This is a genomic window from Promicromonospora sukumoe 327MFSha3.1 (assembly GCF_000385135.1).
Taxonomy (GTDB): domain Bacteria; phylum Actinomycetota; class Actinomycetes; order Actinomycetales; family Cellulomonadaceae; genus Promicromonospora; species Promicromonospora sukumoe_B.
In genome coordinates this window covers 195,533-210,807 of record NZ_ARQM01000014.1, presented here as the reverse complement: position 1 = coordinate 210,807, position 15,275 = coordinate 195,533, and the positions used below count along the sequence as shown (strand labels likewise).

Here is a 15,275-nt window from a genome sequence, read left to right as displayed (position 1 = left end):
ACACGGGATTGCGGCTTGCCGGTGGTGCTTGGTGCTGGTGGTTCCGGTGGTGCGGTCGTGCTGTCAGTCGGCCGGGGCCAGGACTACGTCGAAGCGGGTGCGGGACCATGGGCCCTCGACCGCGCGGTCGCCGGGTGCCGGGGTGCCCGCCGGCAGCTCCTCGAAGTCCATGACGAGCGAGTCCTTGACGCCGAACACGGAGTCCGACGCCAGCAGCTCGTCACCGCGCACGAAGATGTGGGTCACCAGCGTGCGCAGCCCGGGCGCCGTCACCATGAAGTGCAGGTGCGCGGCCCGCATGGGCGAGCGGCCGGACGCCGCGAGCAGGGCGCCGACCGGTCCGTCGTGCGGGATCGGGTACGGCGTGGGCGTGACGCCCCAGAAGCGGTAGCCGCCGTCGTCGTCGGTGAAGAGGTGCGCGCGGCCGGAGGTGCGGTCGTCGCCGTACTGGACGTCGTAGAAGCCGTCCTCGTCCGCCTCCCACACCTCGATGCGCGCGCCCGGCACGCGGTTGCCCGCGGTGTCGGTGACCGTACCCTCCACCCAGCAGGGCTGGCCGGTCGCGCCGCCCGCGATGTCGCCGCCGTTCTCGATCCGCGGTGCGTCGTCCACGAAGAACGGGCCGAACACCGTGGCCTCCGTCGCGTCCGCGTGGGCCACGTTGTTGATCGCGATGGTCTGCATGGAGGCGCCCAGCACGTCGGACAGCAGGATGAACTCCTGCCGCTTGTCGTCGGTGATGTGCCCGGCGGCGGTGAGGAACGCGATGCCCTGGTTCCACTCGTCCTCGGTGAGCCGCACCTCGCGCAGGAACGCGTGCAGGTGCCGGGTCAGCGACTGCATGACCGTCGCCAGGCGCTCGTCGTCCGCACCCGCGAACGACGCCGCGACCCGCTCGACCAGCTCCTGCTCGCGGGCGGACTGCTCGGCGTCGGGCTCAGCCATGCTGCCCGCCCCGGCCGAGGACCGACCGCAGCGCGTCGCCCAGTGCCCCGGCCGGGTCGTCGGCCAGGGTCTGCGCGCGCCACGCGACGTGGGAGTCAGGACGCACGAGGATCGCACCCGACTCCTCGACGCCCCGCATCCGGGCCCAGTCGTAGTAGGTGTCGATGACGTCGCGGCCCGGCCCGATGACGACGGCCTCCAGCGGCACGCCCAGCTCGTCCGCGACCTTCGCCGCGGCGTCGGCCCACGCCTCGCCCGCGATGCCCGTGACCAGCGTGAACTGGCCGTACGGGACCAGGTCGTGCGTCGAGCGCTTGTGGCCGTGCACGTCGGCGACCCAGACGTGCGGGAACCGCGCGCCTGGCACCGTGGACTGCTTGTAGTAGAGCTCGGGGTCGTCGCGCTCGTCCACGGGCCTCGGCGACCCGTCGGGCACGATCGCGGCCGACTCGTAGAACTGGCCCATGTCCACGCCGTGCGCGTTGAACTCGTAGTGCTTGAGGTCCATGGCCTCCACGAGCGCGGCGCGCTTGGCGGCACCCGCGGGGGTGTTCGCCTTGCGCTCGTCGATCGCGGCCTGCATCGCCTCCGGCGTCTCGGCGTCGAGGACTCCGAGCACCTCCATGAACCGGAACTCGCCGCCCGACTTGTTGGCGCGCAGCACGATCTGCTCGGCGACGGGGGCGCGCTCGGCCGAGTACGTGTCCAGCAGCGACGGCGCCGCCTGGCCGTTCAGCACGGCGGCGATCTTCCAGGCCAGGTTGTAGGAGTCCTGGACCGACGTGTTGGACCCGAGGCCGTTGCTCGGCGGGTGCCGGTGCACGGCGTCGCCCGCACAGAAGACGCGGCCCTGCTGGAGGTGCGTGGCGTACATCTGGTTGTTGCCCCACAGCGAGTAGCCCGTGATCTCGACGTCCAGGTCGTCGACGCCCACGAGCTGGCGCACGATCTCCGCGGCCGCGGCGTCGTCGAGCTGCGGCGGCTCGCCCGCGATGTCGTAACCCCAGACGATGAGCCACTCGTTCCACGGCCGCACCATGCGCACCAGGCCCGCGCCGATGCCGCCGACGTCGGACCCGGGCTGCAGCACCCAGTACAGGACGGACGGGCGGTGCCCCACGAGATGCGTGAGGTCGGCCTTGAACGTGATGTTCATGGAGCCGGCGATGTCCATCGCGCCCTCCATGGGCAGGCCGATGTCGGCCGCCACCTGGGAGCGGGCGCCGTCGCCGCCGATCAGGTACTTCGAGCGGATCGTGTACTCGGTGCCGGTGACACGGTCGAGCACGCGCGTGCTGACGCCGTCGGCGTCCTGCGTGTGGCCCAGGTACTCCGTGGAGAACCGTGACTGGGCGCCCCGCTGGGAGGCGTTCTTCACCAGGATCGGCTCGAGGTAGGTCTGCGGGATGTCCACCGTGAGCGACGGCGAGGCGAGCCGCGCGTCCGCCTCGCGGGCGGGGTGCGTCTCCCAGGTGAGGATGCGGCCGATCTCCTCGCCCGCGATCGTCGTGCAGAACACCGTGTCGCCGACCAGCTCGTGCGGCGTCGCGTCCGCGAGCACCTGGTCCTCGATGCCCAGGTCGCGGAAGATCTCCATGGTGCGCTGGTTGGTGATGTGCGCGCGGGGCGTGTTCGCCGTCCAGCGGTACTTGGTGATCATGATCGTGCTGACACCGAGGCTGGACAGGAACAGGGCCGCCGACGCGCCCGCCGGGCCGGAACCCACGACCAGCACGTCGGTCTCGACGACGACGTCGGCGGCCTCCGGGGTCGGGCCGGTCGCGGCGTGGCTGGGCAGTGCGGTCTCGGTCTGACCGTCGTCGAACTCAGGCATGCGCACAGGGTGCCGTGCGCCCCGACCTGGGAAAAGGGCTGACCATGAATGTCGGCGGAAAGTATCAAGCCCTGGCTGCGAGGGCGTACCGCCGGGCCTCCGACGGCGACATGCCCGACTGCTCCCGGAACACGCGGGAGAACTGCGCGGCCGACGAGAACCCGCAGCGCAGGCCGATCGCCTCGACGGTCTGCTCCGCGTACGACGGCATGCGCAGCATGCGGCTCGCCATCTCCACGCGCCGCCGGGCGATCAGCCGCGGCACGCTCGTGCCGTGCTCCGCGAGCACGCGGGAGAGCTGCCGCTCGCTGAGGCCGATCGCGTCGGCGATCCGGCGCGCCGACATCGTCGGGTCGCGCAGCCACTGCCGCACGTACCGCTCGGCCGCGGCGAAGTGCGCGCCCGCGGCCTGTGACGCCTCGGGCTCGGCCAGCGCCGCCGTCACCAGGTCGAGCGCGGCGTCCTCGTCGGCCACACCGTCGCCGTCGGGCCCGACGGCGCGCGCGACGAGCTCGGCGAGGGCCGCGGCGTAGGGGTTGGCGTTCGGGTCCGGGTTCGGGTCCGCGCCGGGGGTGCCGAAGTCGATCACCCGGGCGGGGCGCGGCATGGTGCCGCCCGCGGACCGGAACACGTCGTACGGGACCTTCATCGCGAGCTCCTCCAGCCCCTGGGAGAACCCGCGCAGGAACGGCCGGTCGGCGTCGCACACCAGGAGCTGGCCCGGGCGCAGCCGGCGGACGCCGTCGTCGTGGTGGAAGTACGCCTCGCCCCGGAGCGTGAAGTACAGGGCCACGGACTCCGTGGGCCGGGTGCGGACCGTGCGGGCCGTGCGCTCGACGGCGTGCGGGCTGGCCTCGACGTGCGCCAGGTGCAGCCGGTCGAGCTGCAGGTTCGCCTCGGACGCCTCCAGCGCCTCCTCCTCGAGCATGCGGCACCGGAGCGCCACCAGGGCGTCGGCGTTGTGCTCCTCCCACAGCTCGATCCGCCGGGCCGCGGGCACGCCTCGCGTGGAGAAGCGGTCGACGGCGCCGCGCGACGCCGGGGTGGCACGGCTCACGGGCCCCACAGTAGGGCGCGGCACCCGGCACGCACCAGGATCGGGGGTGTCGGCCCGGCGTGTTGTCCGTGGCGTGTTTGAGCAGGTCAGGGGGTGTTCCTTTACCGATCATGCCGCCACGCCGGTCGCCAGGGGTGCGCAGGGCCCCCGGACGCAGGATGCTCGTCCCATGCCCGACGAGACGATGCCGCCGGCCCTGCGGCCCCCGAGCGAACCGCAGCTCGTGCTGCTCCGGCACGGGCAGACCGAGTGGAGCGCGAGCGGCCAGCACACCGGACGCACCGACCTGCCGCTCACGGAGGACGGCGAACGCCAGGCCCGGTCCGCCGGCGCGACGCTCGCCGACTACGAGTTCGCGGCCGTCCTCACGTCCCCGCGCGAGCGCGCGCGGCGGACGGCGGAGATCGTGGGCCACCCCGGCGCCGTCGTCGACGAGGACCTGGCCGAGTGGGACTACGGGCCCGTCGACGGCCGTACCTCGCGCGACGTGTCCGAGCTGCTGGGCCGCGACTTCCAGATCTTCGAGGACGGCGTGCGGGTGCTGCCGCCGTCGGCCGACCACGGCGACGGGCGTCCCGGCGAGACGCTGGACCAGGTCGCCGTGCGCGCCGCGCGGGTGATCGCGCGGGCGGAGCAGTCGCTGACCGGCGGCCACGTGCTGCTGGTCGCGCACGGGCACCTGCTGCGGGTGCTCGCCACGGTGTGGCTCGGCGTCGACCCGCGGCTCGGCGCCCGGTTCGAGCTGGGCACCGCCGCCGTCTGCCTGCTGGGGTACGGGCACGGCCTGCGCACCATCGAGGGATGGAACCTTGCCGCACAGTAGATCCAATTGGCCCAGTAAGGCAGTATTCGCGGCATGAGGGAAGAGCACCTCGCCGAAGGCGAGACCATCGTGATGCAGCTCCGCACTCACCCGAAGAAGGTCGTCAAGCCGATCCTGCTGCTCCTGCTGCTGATCGCCGTGCTGATCGCGATGTGGGTGCTGCCGCTGCCGATCGACCCGATCGTGCTGTGGGTCGCGACGGCGCTCCTCGTGGTGCTCGGCCTGGTCGCGTCCGCGGGTCCGTTCCTGCGCTGGCGCACCACCCGCTACATCATCACCAACCAGCGGGTCGCGCTGCGCACCGGCATCCTGACGCAGACCGGCCGCGACATCCCGCTGTACCGGATCAACAACGTCACGTTCGAGAAGCAGCTCAGCGACCGGATCTTCGGCTGCGGCACCCTCGTGATCTCCGACGGCACCGACCAGCCGGGCATGGTGCTCGACGACGTGCCCGACGTCGAGCAGGTGCAGCGCACCCTGCAGGACCTGGTGCGCCAGGGCCAGCAGCTCAGCGACGACTGACCCCGCTGCGCGCACGGCCCCGTGTGGAGCGACCGACCCTACGCTCGGTGCACCCGCCGCGAGTGCGGCCTGCGGCGAACGTAGGGTTCGTCGCTCCAAAGCGGCTCTCGGGGCGACGAACCCTACGTTCACCGCGGAGCGCGGAGCGTGGAGCGCGGAGCGCGGGCGGCGGGTTGCTGATCGCTGCGTGGCGTCCGATCTGCCCGATCTGCCCGCGGACACTTCCCCACGAGGCCTAAGTTTCTTCGCTTTGACGCGGCTCAGAGCGGAGAAACTTAGGCTTCGAAGGAGACGCCGCCCGGGCGGCCCGAGGGCCTCGCTCATGCACCCCGCGAGGTGACGAGGTCGGCCAGGTCCGTGCCCGCGCGCAGCAGGGCGACCGTGCGGGCCGCGATCTGGTCGAGCCGGCGGTCCAGGATCTGCCCGGCCCGGGCGATCCCCTCGTCCACGCCCGGGAGGCGGCGCAGCATCGCGACGACGTCGCGGACGGCAGGGACGCCGTAACCGCTGGCGCGCAGCGCCGCCACGATGCGCGCCTCGTTGACGGCGGCCGGCCCGTACTGCCGGGCACGCAGCGACGTCACGCGCTCCGGCGCCACGAGTCCCTCCTGCTCCCAGAACCGGAGCGTGGACGTGCGCACCCCGAGGGCGGCGGCGAGCTGCGTGATCGTGAGGACGTCGGCGGGATCGGCCGATGCCGGGTCGGCCGGCGCGGGGCGGCCCGCCCGGGCCGCCCCGGTCCGCTCGACCTCGATCGCCTCACCCTTGGTCACCCCGTCCTCGGTCGCCTCGCGCTCGGTCGCCTCGCGCTGGATGGCGCCGAGCGCCTCCCGCGCCCGGAGGGCCTCGTCGCGGTCCCGGGCCAGCCGGACGTGCACAGCACCGACCGCGGCGGCGGCGTCGGCCACGCTCCCGGTGAGCGCCTCGGCGAGCAGGCGGCGCGCGTCGACCGGACCCGCCGCGCTCGCCAGCCCGCGGTACGCCCGCAGTGCCTGGACGTGCACCGGGGCGTACGACCGGTAGCCGTTCGCGGCCCGGGTGGCGGGCGGGATGACGCCCAGCCGCTCCAGGTCCCGGACCTGCTGCACGGACCAGCCGGACTCCCGCGCGACGTCGGCCGTGCGCAGCGGCCGGGAGACCTCGGGTGTCATTCGCTCAACCCCACACAAGCACTTGAAGGTGATGCTTGAACCATGGACCTCTCGCAGAGTACCGGCCCGACCATCGACCAGATCATCGCGGCGGTGCGTGACCTCGACGGCGCGCTCGTCGTAGCCCCGGACGCCGGCGACCCCACGGTTCCCGAGCTGGCCTGGGGCGACGCATTCTTCTACTACGCCCCGGACGGTGAGATGCCGCGGAACGTGCAGCCGTACGGGACCATCGTCACCAAGAACTACCCGGACGACGCCACCTCGAACCTGGATCCCGCGGGGCGCTGGCGGGTCAACGTCCACGTCGGCCGGGCGCGGGCGGCGGAGCTCACCGGCGCCGTCGAGCCCAGCGCCGTCGGACCCGGCGCCGTCGAGCGGCAGGCCGCGGAGGTCGGGCCGGCCACGCCGCCCGACGCCGCCGACGTCGTCCTGCCGCACCCGGTGTACGGGGCGGCCGGCTGGATCGCCGTCGTCAATCCCGGGCCCGCGACCGGCGAGACCGTGCTCGCTCTCCTGCGGGACGCGCACGACGCCGCACGGGCCCGCTTCGAGCGTCGCGCGTGAGGTCCGGGGGAACGCTTGCGCGGCTGGGTGGGTAACGGAGAGGTAGCAGTGCTACGCCAGCGTTACCCACCCGGCTGCGCATGGCTTACCCCGGAGGAAGAAGCAGGCGAGCCGGGGCGGTACCCGTCAGTCGACGACGGCGCGCGCCGCGGCCTGCTCGCTGCGGCGGTGCATGTCGACGCTGAGCCGGAGCTCGCCCGCGGCGTGCGCGTTCAGCAGGCGCTGCGCGAGCTCCTCCAGGCTCTCGGCGGCCGGGGTGTCCGCGCCGTCGGAGCCGGCGGCGTCCCGCGCCGCGCGCGCCAGGCCGTACTGCGCGCCGAACCAGTCCGCGACGGTCACGCCGTGCAGGGGGTGGTGCACCACCTCGACGGTGTCGCCCGCGCCGAGGTCGCCGTTCTCGACCACACGCAGGTACGCGCCCGTGCGGTTGGCCTGCGTGAACCGGCGCACCCAGCGCTGCTCGCCGAGTCGGCGGCCGAAGGTCTGGCAGGGGGTGCGGGGCTGCGTGACCTCCAGCAGGGCCGAGCCGATCCGCCAGTGCTCGCCGATCACCGCGCCGTTCACGTCCAGGCCGCTGACCCGCAGGTTCTCGCCGAAGAGCCCGGGCGTGATCTCGCGGTCCAGCTCGGCGCCCCAGTAGTCGGCGTCCTCCTGCGCATAGGCGTAGACCGCCTGGTCGAGGCCGCCGTGGTTGGCCCGGTCGGCCTGCACGTCCGCGTACAGGCCGTACGGCCGCACCTTGACCCGCCCCTCCACCGGACGCTTGTCGATGGCCGTGACGCCCACGGTGCCGGGATCGGGATGCAGGACGTACACGCGACAGACCGCGAGGAGCTCAGCCATATGGTCATTTTCTCATCCGGGAAACACCCCTCCGACGTGTCAGACGTACAGGTCACCCGGGTGACCTGTACGTCTGACACGTGCGGCTACTTGCCCCGGGGCAGCGGGAGCGGCTCGATCCACTGGTCGTCGGCGGTCAGGTCGATGCCGAACTCGCCGGCGAACCGCATCCGGGTGCCGGCCAGCACGCCGTCGACCGACTCGTCGAGGTCGTAGACGCGCGCGCCGCGCAGCCGGTTGCGCTCGGCGCCGCCCAGGCCGTACGTGCCGAACCCGGTGTTGCCCGCGTACCCGAGCAGCACGCCGTAGTAGTCACCCGAGTAGGTGTTCACGTGGTCGTGGCCGCAGAACACGCCGCGGACGTCGCCCCGGTGCTGGATCGCCGAGAACATGCCGGAGTTGAACGGCCCCGGGCACTCGTCCTCGTTGCGCTCGCCGTCGATGCGGTGCCGCGCCCTGCCGCGCTCGTGGTCGGCGTCGGTGCGCCCGTCGACCGAGCCGAACCACATGAACCGGTACTCCCACAGCGGGATGTGGATGAACATGAGGGCCGGCACCACGTACCCGGCCTTGCGCTCGATCTGCACCGACGTGTCGTAGTACCACTTGACCTGGTCCATGCGCAGCCAGTCCCAGTGGGGGTAGCCGTCGAAGTCCTGGCCGGACAGGGTCTCGGGCGCGTACCGGCCCGAGTCGAGCAGCCACAGGTTGAACGCCGGGCGGCCGTTCGTGCCCTCGATCAGCAGGTTCGAGTTGCCCTGCCCGGTGACGCCGCGCGCCGTCGGGCCGTTCACGTTGTAGCGGTAGGAGCGGTAGAAGGCCAGCATGTCGGCCTCGTCGAGGCCGCTGTTCGGCGTCGAGTCCTCGTCGTGGTTGCCGAACGTGATCGCCCACGGGACGGCCCGCTCCTCCATCGGCTGCACCACGTTGTTCATGGCCTGACGCATCTCCAGCGGGGTGTCGCAGCCGCCGGTGATGTTGTCGCCGTTGAGGATCACGACGTCGGGGCGCTCGTCGTCGAGCACCGCGCGCATCAGCTCGAGGGTGCGGCGGTCGATCTTCTCGTCGTCCTGGGTGTCGTTGAACTGGACGATCTTGAACTTGCCGTCGCGCCCGAACCGCAGGCCCCGCTGTGGGTGCCGGGCCAGCTCCACGGCGTCGGCCGGGGCCGCGCCGGCGACGGCCGCCGTGGTCGCGACGCCGGCCGCGCCGAGGCTGCTGAGGGACAGGAACGTCCGGCGGTCGACGCCGCCGGTGGTCTGCTCGGTCATGTCGACGACGATCGGGGGGCCCGCTGGCGACCGCCCGACCAGCGGGTGGACCCCCGATGACGGTCTGCTGAACGGCTACCGCCGGCCGGACGCCGCCGGCTCGGCCGGGACGCGGCGCAGCGCCCGCGCGATCACGTAGACCACCAGGATCACCACGACCAGGCCGGCGGTCGCGGCGATCTGCGGGCGGGCGGCGGCGTCGGACAGCATGAGGCCCACCACCACGACGAGCGCCACGAGCGTGACCCACGAGAGCCACGGGTAGCCCCAGGCGCGCAGCCGCAGGGTCTCGCCGCGCTCGGCCGCGGCGGCCTCCAGGCGCGGGCGCAGCCGGAGCTGCGAGACCACCACGAGGATCCAGACCACCAGCAGCGCCGAGCCGACGGCGTTGAGCAGCACCCCGAGCAGCGACTCGGGCAGCAGGTAGTTGAGCAGCACGGCGACGACGCCGAAGAACACCGACACCAGCACCGCGACCCACGGGACGTCGCGGCGGGAGACCCGGGTCGCGAGCGCGGGGGCGTCACCGCGGCCGCCGAGCGAGAACAGCATGCGGGAGGTCGCGTAGACGTTGGCGTTGAACGCGCTCAGCAGCGCGAGCACCACGACGACCTCCATGAGCCTCGCGGCGCCGTCGAACCCGGCCATCTGGAGCACGGAGACGAACGGCGACTCCAGCCGGGCGGCGTCGGTCCACGGGATGAGGGCGACCATGATCGCGACCGAACCCACGTAGAAGAACAGGATGCGCCACAGGATGGTCCGGGTCGCGCTCGCGACGGCCGACTGCGGGTCGCGCGCCTCGGCGGCCGCGATGGTGACGATCTCGATGCCGCCGAACGCGAAGACGACGGTGAGCAGGCCTGCGGCGATGCCGGGCAGGCCCGCCGGGGCGAACCCGCCGTACTGCGCCCACTCCCCCAGGACGCTGCCGCTCACGGGCACCACGCCGACGACGATCAGCACGCCGAGCACCAGGAAGCCGACGATCGCGAGCACCTTCACGGTGGCGAACCAGAACTCGGCCTCGCCGAACTGGCGCACGCCCACGAGGTTGATCGCGCCGAACACGGCGACGACGGCGGCTGCGACCGCCCACTGCGGCACCGCGGGCCACCAGCCGTGCACGATCCCGGCCACACCCGTCACCTCGACGCCGAGCACCATGACGATGGTGAACCAGTACAGCCAGCCCAGCAGGAACCCGGCCCAGCGGCCGAGCGCGGCCTCCGCGTAGACGGAGAACGAGCCGCTCGACGGGAGCGCGGAGGCCATCTCGGCGAGCATCCGCATGACCAGCACGACGATCGCGCCCGCGATGGCGTAGCTGACCAGGACGGCGGGACCCGCGGCGGCGATGCCGAGGCCCGAGCCGAGGAACAGTCCGGCGCCGATCGCGGACCCCAGGCCCATCATGGTCAGGTGGCGGGTGCGCAGGCCGTGGGCCAGCCGCTCGGGGCGGCCGGCGGGGTCGGTCTGGTGTTCGGTGGTGCTCACGACCGACCACGGTAACCCGGGCGGTGAGAGACTCGTGCTCGTGACCGAATCTGCACACACCCCCGTGCAAGCACCCGAGGACGACGAGGACTACGGCCTCGAGAAGACCATGAGCGAGCACCCCGAGCCGCTGCCGCACGTGGTGGTGGTGGGCGGCGGGTTCGCCGGGATGGCCACGGTCCGGGCGCTCAAGGACGCGCCCGTGCGCATCACGCTGATCGACCGCCGCGTCTACAACACGTTCCAGCCGCTGCTGTACCAGGTGGCGACCGGCGGCCTGAACCCGGGCGACGTCACCTACTTCCTGCGCGGCCTGCGGCTCAAGCAGAAGAACGTGCACGTGGTGCACGAGCACCTGGTGGAGGCCGACCACGCCGCGAAGAAGATCCGCCTGCTCAACGACCACTGGATCAGCTACGACTACCTGGTCGTCACGGCGGGCGTCACGGCGAACTTCTTCGGGACGCCGGGCGCCAAGGAGCACTCGTTCCCGATGTACACGCGCTCGCAGGCCATGCGGATCCGCGACAACCTCTTCATCCGCCTGGAGAAGGCCGCGAAGTCGAAGCGGGCCGACGACGGGCTGCGCGTCGTCGTCGTGGGCGGCGGCGCCACCGGGGTGGAGGTCGCGGGCGCGCTCGCCGAGCTGCGCACGGCCGGCCTCGCGCCCGCCTACCCGGAGATCCACGGCGACGCGTTCGAGGTCAAGGTGGTGCAGCGCGGCGGCGAGATCCTCAAGTCGTTCGCGCCCAAGCTGCGCGCCTACGCGACCCAGGAGCTGCGGCACCGCGGCGTCTCGCTGCACCTGGGCGCCGGGGTCGCGTCCGTCGAGCGCGAGGCCGTGGTGCTCACCGACGGGACGCGCATCCACGCCGACCTCACCGTCTGGTCCGCCGGGGTGAGCGTGCACGACGAAGTGGCGAAGTGGGGCCTCCCGCAGAACGAGAGCGGCCGCATCCGGATCGGTGACGACATGCAGGTCGAGGGCCTGCCGGGTGTCTTCGCCGCGGGCGACATCGCGATCTCGCCCGCCGACCTGCCCCAGCTCGCGCAGCCCGCGATCCAGGGCGGCCTCGTCGCGGGCCGCAACATCCGCGCCCTGATCGACGGCGAGCCCCTGCAGGACCTGCACTACGTCGACAAGGGCACGATGGCGGTCATCGGCCGTCGCGCCGCGATCGCCGAGATCAACCTGCCCGGGGGCCGCCCGCTGCGGATCACCAAGGGCCTGGCGTGGATCGTGTGGCTGTTCGTGCACATCATGTCGCTGATCGGACCGCGCAACCGGGTCACGACGCTCGCCGGCCTCGTCACGCGGTACGGGTTCCCGTTCCACCGGCGGCCGGTGCCGATCGTGGGTGACGTTCCCACCGTGCGGCCGCCGAGGTCCAGGGCAGCGGGGTAGCCTCGCTCCTGGCACTCGGCCACACCGCCGTAGGCCAGGGAGAGACCGATGACCCCGGACGAGCTGCGCTCAGCACAACGACTCACGATGGCGAACCCCGAGCGGTTGCGCCTGCTGGCGCGCCTGCTCACGCACCCGGCGGGCCGCTCCACCGCCGCCGGGCTGGTGCCGGACGGCGCGGCCGGCGAGCCGGCCGACCTCGTGGCCCAGGCCCTCGCCGTCGCGGACGTGGAGCAGGACCTCGAGGCTCTGGTCTCGGTGGGGCTGGTCGCCGTCGTCGGGCCGGAGGCGTCGGACGCGGCGCTGTACCGCGTCTCCTCGCGCGGGATCGCGCGCTACGGCACGGCCGCGCTCGCCGCCCCGCGGTTCCTCGGCGAGCCGGCGCTCGACGTGCACGACCACGAGGCGCTGCTCGACCGGCTGGTCGACACCCTCGCCGCGACGTTCGCCGCCAACGCGGGCGCCGGGACCGTGGACCGCCTGGTCCGCGAGTGCTACGCCGCGCTGGTCAAGCAGGTGCGGACCTCCGCGCAGCTGCCCGCCCTGACCGCCTGGCTCGCGACGGACCGGCTGGCCGCCATGACCGAGGTGACGCACGGCTCGCCGCGCGACGTGCTGTTCGTCTGCGTCCACAACACCGGCCGGTCCCAGATCGCCGCCGCCGTGACCCGCCGCCTCGCGGGCGACCGCATCCGGGTGCGCACCGCGGGCACCCGGCCGGTCTCGGAGCCCGACCAGATGACGGAGACCGTCCTGGCCCGGCGCGGGCTCGACGGGCTCATCGAGTTCCCGCGCGAGCTCACGGACGACATCGTGCGGAGCTCCGGCGTGATCGTGACCATGGGCTGCGGCGACACGTGTCCCGTGTTCCCGGGACGCCGCTACCTCGACTGGCCCCTGGACGACCCCGCTGGCCGGCCGATCGAGGAGGTCGAGCGGATCGTCGACGACGTCACGGCGCGCGTGCAGGCTCTCATCGCCGAGATCGACGCCGCGGACGACCCGGCGCGCACGGCGCTGCCGGAGCTGCCCGCGGGGTCCGCCGTGCCCAGCCTGCCGGCCGGGGCGGGCGGCCCGGTGGCCGCCGTCGGGACCGTGGCGGCCGCCGGACACCAGCGGGGCTGGCTGCCGCGCCTGACCCGGCCGTGGACCGCGGTCACGACCGCCCTCGGCGGCCGGGGTCAGCGGAAGGCGCGGTAGCCCGTCGGCTCGACGTCGGCGCCCCACTGGTCGAGCGCCCAGGCCGCGGCGTCGCCGAACACGGCAGCCAGCGCCGGGAGGTCCGCGCGGAGGTTGAGCGCGCCCCAGCGCCAGCGCGACACCATGAGCTGCCGGTACGACGGCGACCGGCCCGCCGGGCCGACCAGCTCCCGGCCCGCGACCGTGCTCTTCCACAGCCAGCCGGTGACGAGGACCAGGTAGAGCGCGCACGCCTGCCGTACCGACGTGTCCCAGGCGGGGTCGGCGACGACGTCCGGCGCGTGCTCCGCCAGGCCGGCGGTGAGCTCGGCGAGCAGCATGTCCGTGAGGCCGGCCGGCGGGTCGAACACGCACCAGCAGGTCGCGAACGGCAGCAGCCCGTAGGCGGCGACGAACGCGGCGTGCTGGACGTCGGTGCCCTCCAGGTCGAGGAAGTGCCAGCCGTCCGGGCCCAGCACGGCGTTGTCGGGGCAGGTGTCCGTGGGCGAGACGACGGCGGCGGCACCGGGGGCGCGCAGGTGCAGGGCCGCGGCGAGCTCGGCCTCGACGGCGGTCCTGCGGGCCGCGGCCGCGTGGCCCTCGGGCCCGGCGTCGGCGTCCGGCCCCATGTCGCCCCCGGCCACGGCCTCGAGCAGCCGGTCCACGCCCGCGCGGAGGTCGGCGTCGGCGTCCCACGGCTCGGCGGCCGCCAGCCGGCTGCGCGCCTCGGCCACCCGGGCGCGGGAGCCGCCGGTCGTGCGGCCGAGCGCGCGGGCCCAGGACCGCGCCCCGTCCCAGGCCGCGTCGCGGTCGTCCCCCAGGAGCAGGTCGGCCAGCGTGGGCAGCACGCCGAGGTCGGACATGACGATCAGGCCGTGCTCCTGGTCCTGGGCGAGGAGGGTCGGCGTGCCCGGGCACACGTCCAGGCCGACGGTCTCGCGGACGAACGCGCCGGCGTCGGACAGGAAGCGCTTGACGATCACCGTGGGCGGGAGGTCCGGGCCAGCCCCGAGGGGCGCGGAGCTGCCGGCGCGCTCGACCCGGCAGCGGAGCACCTGGGAGCGGGCGGAGCCGCCCAGGTCGACCGGGTCGGTGAGCCGGACGGCGCCGAACGTCGGGGCGAGGGCGCTCTGGGCGAGGGCGACGGTGTTCTCCACCGGGACAGTGTGTCCGGCCGTCCCCAGGGCTGACCACCGCATTCACAAGCCTGTGGACAGTATCTGTGGATAACTCCGGAGTGGTGCGGGTCACGGGCGAGCATGCTGTGGATAACCCGGTGGACAGCCCTCCGCAACTTTTCCGGTGGGGAATGTCGGTGGCGGGGTGCAAGGTGGTAGCCGAAGGTTCTTCCCACCACCTCCCGAAAGGTTGGGCCATGACCGAATCGACCTCCACCGGACCGGCCGCAGAGGCTCCCGCACCCGGGGTGGGTGTGCTCAAGTCCGTGGTCCTGGACGTGCCCGACCTCGCCACCGAGGCCGGGTTCTGGACGGCCCTGACCGGCGGCGCCGTGAAGTTCACCGACCACGACTGGATCACCGTCACGACCCCGGACCGGTGGGACGTCGCGTTCCAGCTCGCGCCCGACCACGTCCCGCCGCAGTGGCCGGGGCAGGAGCACCCGCAGCAGGCGCACATCGACCTGTACGTGCCGGACCTCGCCGCCGCGAGCGCCCGGGCGGTGGAGCTCGGGGCCACCGTGCTGCGGGAGAACGAGCGGTGGATCACGCTGTCCGACCTGGCGGGGCACCCCTTCGACCTGTGCCTCAAGGAGGAGTCGGACGGCGTGACCGTCATGGGTCCCACCTTCGACTGCCCCGACGCGTCCGAGCTCGCCGCGTTCTGGTCCGGGGTGCTGGGCGCTCCCGTGACCTACGACGCCGACGGGGTCGCCATGCTCGGCGGCGACCGGCCCGTGCTCTTCCAGTCCGTGGCGGACTACAACCCGCCGCGGTGGCCGGACCCCGCCCACCCGCAGCAGCTGCACCTCGACATCGGGGTGCCCGACCTGGACGCCGGGGAGACGGCGGTGCTGGCGCTGGGCGCGGCCCGGCTGCCCGGCGAGGGCAGCGGGTTCCGCGTCTTCGCGGACCCGGCGGGCCACCCGTTCTGCCTGGTGCTGTAGCCCGGGCCGGTGCCGCTACGGTGGCGCGCCCGGGAAGGGCGTGCCACCGTGTT

The 15,275-nt window shown here is 73.4% G+C and carries 14 protein-coding genes; 6 read left to right on the top strand and 8 right to left on the bottom strand.

Annotation, left to right across the window (positions count from 1 at the left end; all coding sequences use genetic code 11):
* Positions 1-63 precede the first annotated feature (63 nt).
* The 3 genes from H291_RS0123385 to H291_RS0123375 form a co-directional block, all read right to left on the bottom strand.
* Complete coding sequence (locus H291_RS0123385) at positions 64-945, bottom strand: intradiol ring-cleavage dioxygenase (RefSeq protein ID WP_020017456.1); 882 nt, start codon at positions 943-945, stop codon at positions 64-66.
* Entirely contained in the window at positions 938-2,779 is a 1,842-nt protein-coding gene (locus H291_RS0123380) for an FAD-dependent oxidoreductase (RefSeq protein WP_020017455.1), read from the bottom strand. The genes H291_RS0123385 and H291_RS0123380 overlap by 8 nt, the downstream gene beginning before the upstream one ends.
* 64 nt (positions 2,780-2,843) lie before the next feature.
* Positions 2,844-3,836 carry an AraC family transcriptional regulator gene (locus H291_RS0123375; RefSeq protein WP_020017454.1) on the bottom strand — a complete coding sequence of 331 codons (993 nt, stop codon included), beginning with the start codon at positions 3,834-3,836 and terminating at the stop codon, positions 2,844-2,846.
* Between the two features lie 169 nt (positions 3,837-4,005).
* Here H291_RS0123375 and H291_RS0123370 point away from each other — a divergent pair, with 169 nt between their 5' ends.
* Positions 4,006-4,659, top strand: coding sequence for a histidine phosphatase family protein (locus H291_RS0123370; RefSeq protein WP_020017453.1), 654 nt, complete (start codon positions 4,006-4,008; stop codon positions 4,657-4,659).
* Between the two features lie 33 nt (positions 4,660-4,692).
* A complete protein-coding gene (locus H291_RS31430) occupies positions 4,693-5,184 on the top strand; it encodes a PH domain-containing protein (protein ID WP_033327780.1) in 492 nt (163 codons plus the stop codon).
* A 320-nt stretch (positions 5,185-5,504) separates the two neighbouring features.
* Here H291_RS31430 and H291_RS0123360 read toward each other — a convergent pair whose 3' ends face one another.
* The gene (locus H291_RS0123360) at positions 5,505-6,335 is read right to left on the bottom strand and encodes a MerR family transcriptional regulator (protein WP_020017451.1); all 831 of its coding nucleotides are present in this window, start codon (positions 6,333-6,335) and stop codon (positions 5,505-5,507) included.
* 42 nt (positions 6,336-6,377) lie between these two features.
* Between H291_RS0123360 and H291_RS0123355 the strand changes: the two genes are divergently transcribed.
* Complete coding sequence (locus tag H291_RS0123355) at positions 6,378-6,902, top strand: DUF6194 family protein (protein ID WP_020017450.1); 525 nt, start codon at positions 6,378-6,380, stop codon at positions 6,900-6,902.
* 126 nt (positions 6,903-7,028) lie between these two features.
* On the opposite strand, the gene H291_RS31425 is transcribed toward H291_RS0123355, so the two are convergent.
* The 3 genes from H291_RS31425 to H291_RS31420 form a co-directional block, all read right to left on the bottom strand.
* Positions 7,029-7,745 (bottom strand): MOSC domain-containing protein, encoded by a 717-nt coding sequence (locus H291_RS31425; protein ID WP_020017449.1) that lies wholly within the window; start codon positions 7,743-7,745, stop codon positions 7,029-7,031.
* Between the two features lie 86 nt (positions 7,746-7,831).
* On the bottom strand, positions 7,832-9,016 hold the full coding sequence (locus H291_RS0123345; protein WP_020017448.1) for a metallophosphoesterase family protein: 1,185 nt from the start codon (positions 9,014-9,016) through the stop codon (positions 7,832-7,834).
* Positions 9,017-9,091: 75 nt separating this feature from the next.
* Entirely contained in the window at positions 9,092-10,513 is a 1,422-nt protein-coding gene (locus H291_RS31420) for an amino acid permease (RefSeq protein ID WP_020017447.1), read from the bottom strand.
* 40 nt (positions 10,514-10,553) lie between these two features.
* Between H291_RS31420 and H291_RS0123335 the strand changes: the two genes are divergently transcribed.
* Together H291_RS0123335 and H291_RS32930 are read left to right on the top strand one after the other, a co-directional pair.
* Positions 10,554-11,918 carry an NAD(P)/FAD-dependent oxidoreductase gene (locus H291_RS0123335; protein ID WP_232216149.1) on the top strand — a complete coding sequence of 455 codons (1,365 nt, stop codon included), beginning with the start codon at positions 10,554-10,556 and terminating at the stop codon, positions 11,916-11,918.
* 48 nt (positions 11,919-11,966) lie between these two features.
* Positions 11,967-13,118, top strand: a complete 1,152-nt coding sequence (locus H291_RS32930; protein ID WP_157237278.1) for an arsenate-mycothiol transferase ArsC — start codon at positions 11,967-11,969, stop codon at positions 13,116-13,118.
* On the opposite strand, the gene H291_RS0123325 is transcribed toward H291_RS32930, so the two are convergent.
* Entirely contained in the window at positions 13,100-14,254 is a 1,155-nt protein-coding gene (locus tag H291_RS0123325; protein ID WP_020017444.1) for a hypothetical protein, read from the bottom strand. The two genes, H291_RS32930 and H291_RS0123325, sit on opposite strands and share 19 nt — an antisense overlap.
* Positions 14,255-14,472: 218 nt before the next feature.
* On the opposite strand from H291_RS0123325, the gene H291_RS0123320 reads away from it, so the two are divergent.
* Positions 14,473-15,222 carry a VOC family protein gene (locus H291_RS0123320; RefSeq protein WP_020017443.1) on the top strand — a complete coding sequence of 250 codons (750 nt, stop codon included), beginning with the start codon at positions 14,473-14,475 and terminating at the stop codon, positions 15,220-15,222.
* The last annotated feature ends 53 nt before the right edge of the window (positions 15,223-15,275 follow it).

Coding starts and splice junctions, on each gene's coding strand:
- H291_RS0123385 (WP_020017456.1), bottom strand. CDS start 945: ATGGCTGAGCCCGACGCCGAGCAGTCCGCCCGCGAGCAGGAGCTGGTC.
- H291_RS0123380 (WP_020017455.1), bottom strand. CDS start 2,779: ATGCCTGAGTTCGACGACGGTCAGACCGAGACCGCACTGCCCAGCCAC.
- H291_RS0123370 (WP_020017453.1), top strand. CDS start 4,006: ATGCCCGACGAGACGATGCCGCCGGCCCTGCGGCCCCCGAGCGAACCG.
- H291_RS31430 (WP_033327780.1), top strand. CDS start 4,693: ATGAGGGAAGAGCACCTCGCCGAAGGCGAGACCATCGTGATGCAGCTC.
- H291_RS0123360 (WP_020017451.1), bottom strand. CDS start 6,335: ATGACACCCGAGGTCTCCCGGCCGCTGCGCACGGCCGACGTCGCGCGG.
- H291_RS0123355 (WP_020017450.1), top strand. CDS start 6,378: ATGGACCTCTCGCAGAGTACCGGCCCGACCATCGACCAGATCATCGCG.
- H291_RS31425 (WP_020017449.1), bottom strand. CDS start 7,745: ATGGCTGAGCTCCTCGCGGTCTGTCGCGTGTACGTCCTGCATCCCGAT.
- H291_RS0123345 (WP_020017448.1), bottom strand. CDS start 9,016: ATGACCGAGCAGACCACCGGCGGCGTCGACCGCCGGACGTTCCTGTCC.
- H291_RS32930 (WP_157237278.1), top strand. CDS start 11,967: ATGACCCCGGACGAGCTGCGCTCAGCACAACGACTCACGATGGCGAAC.
- H291_RS0123320 (WP_020017443.1), top strand. CDS start 14,473: ATGACCGAATCGACCTCCACCGGACCGGCCGCAGAGGCTCCCGCACCC.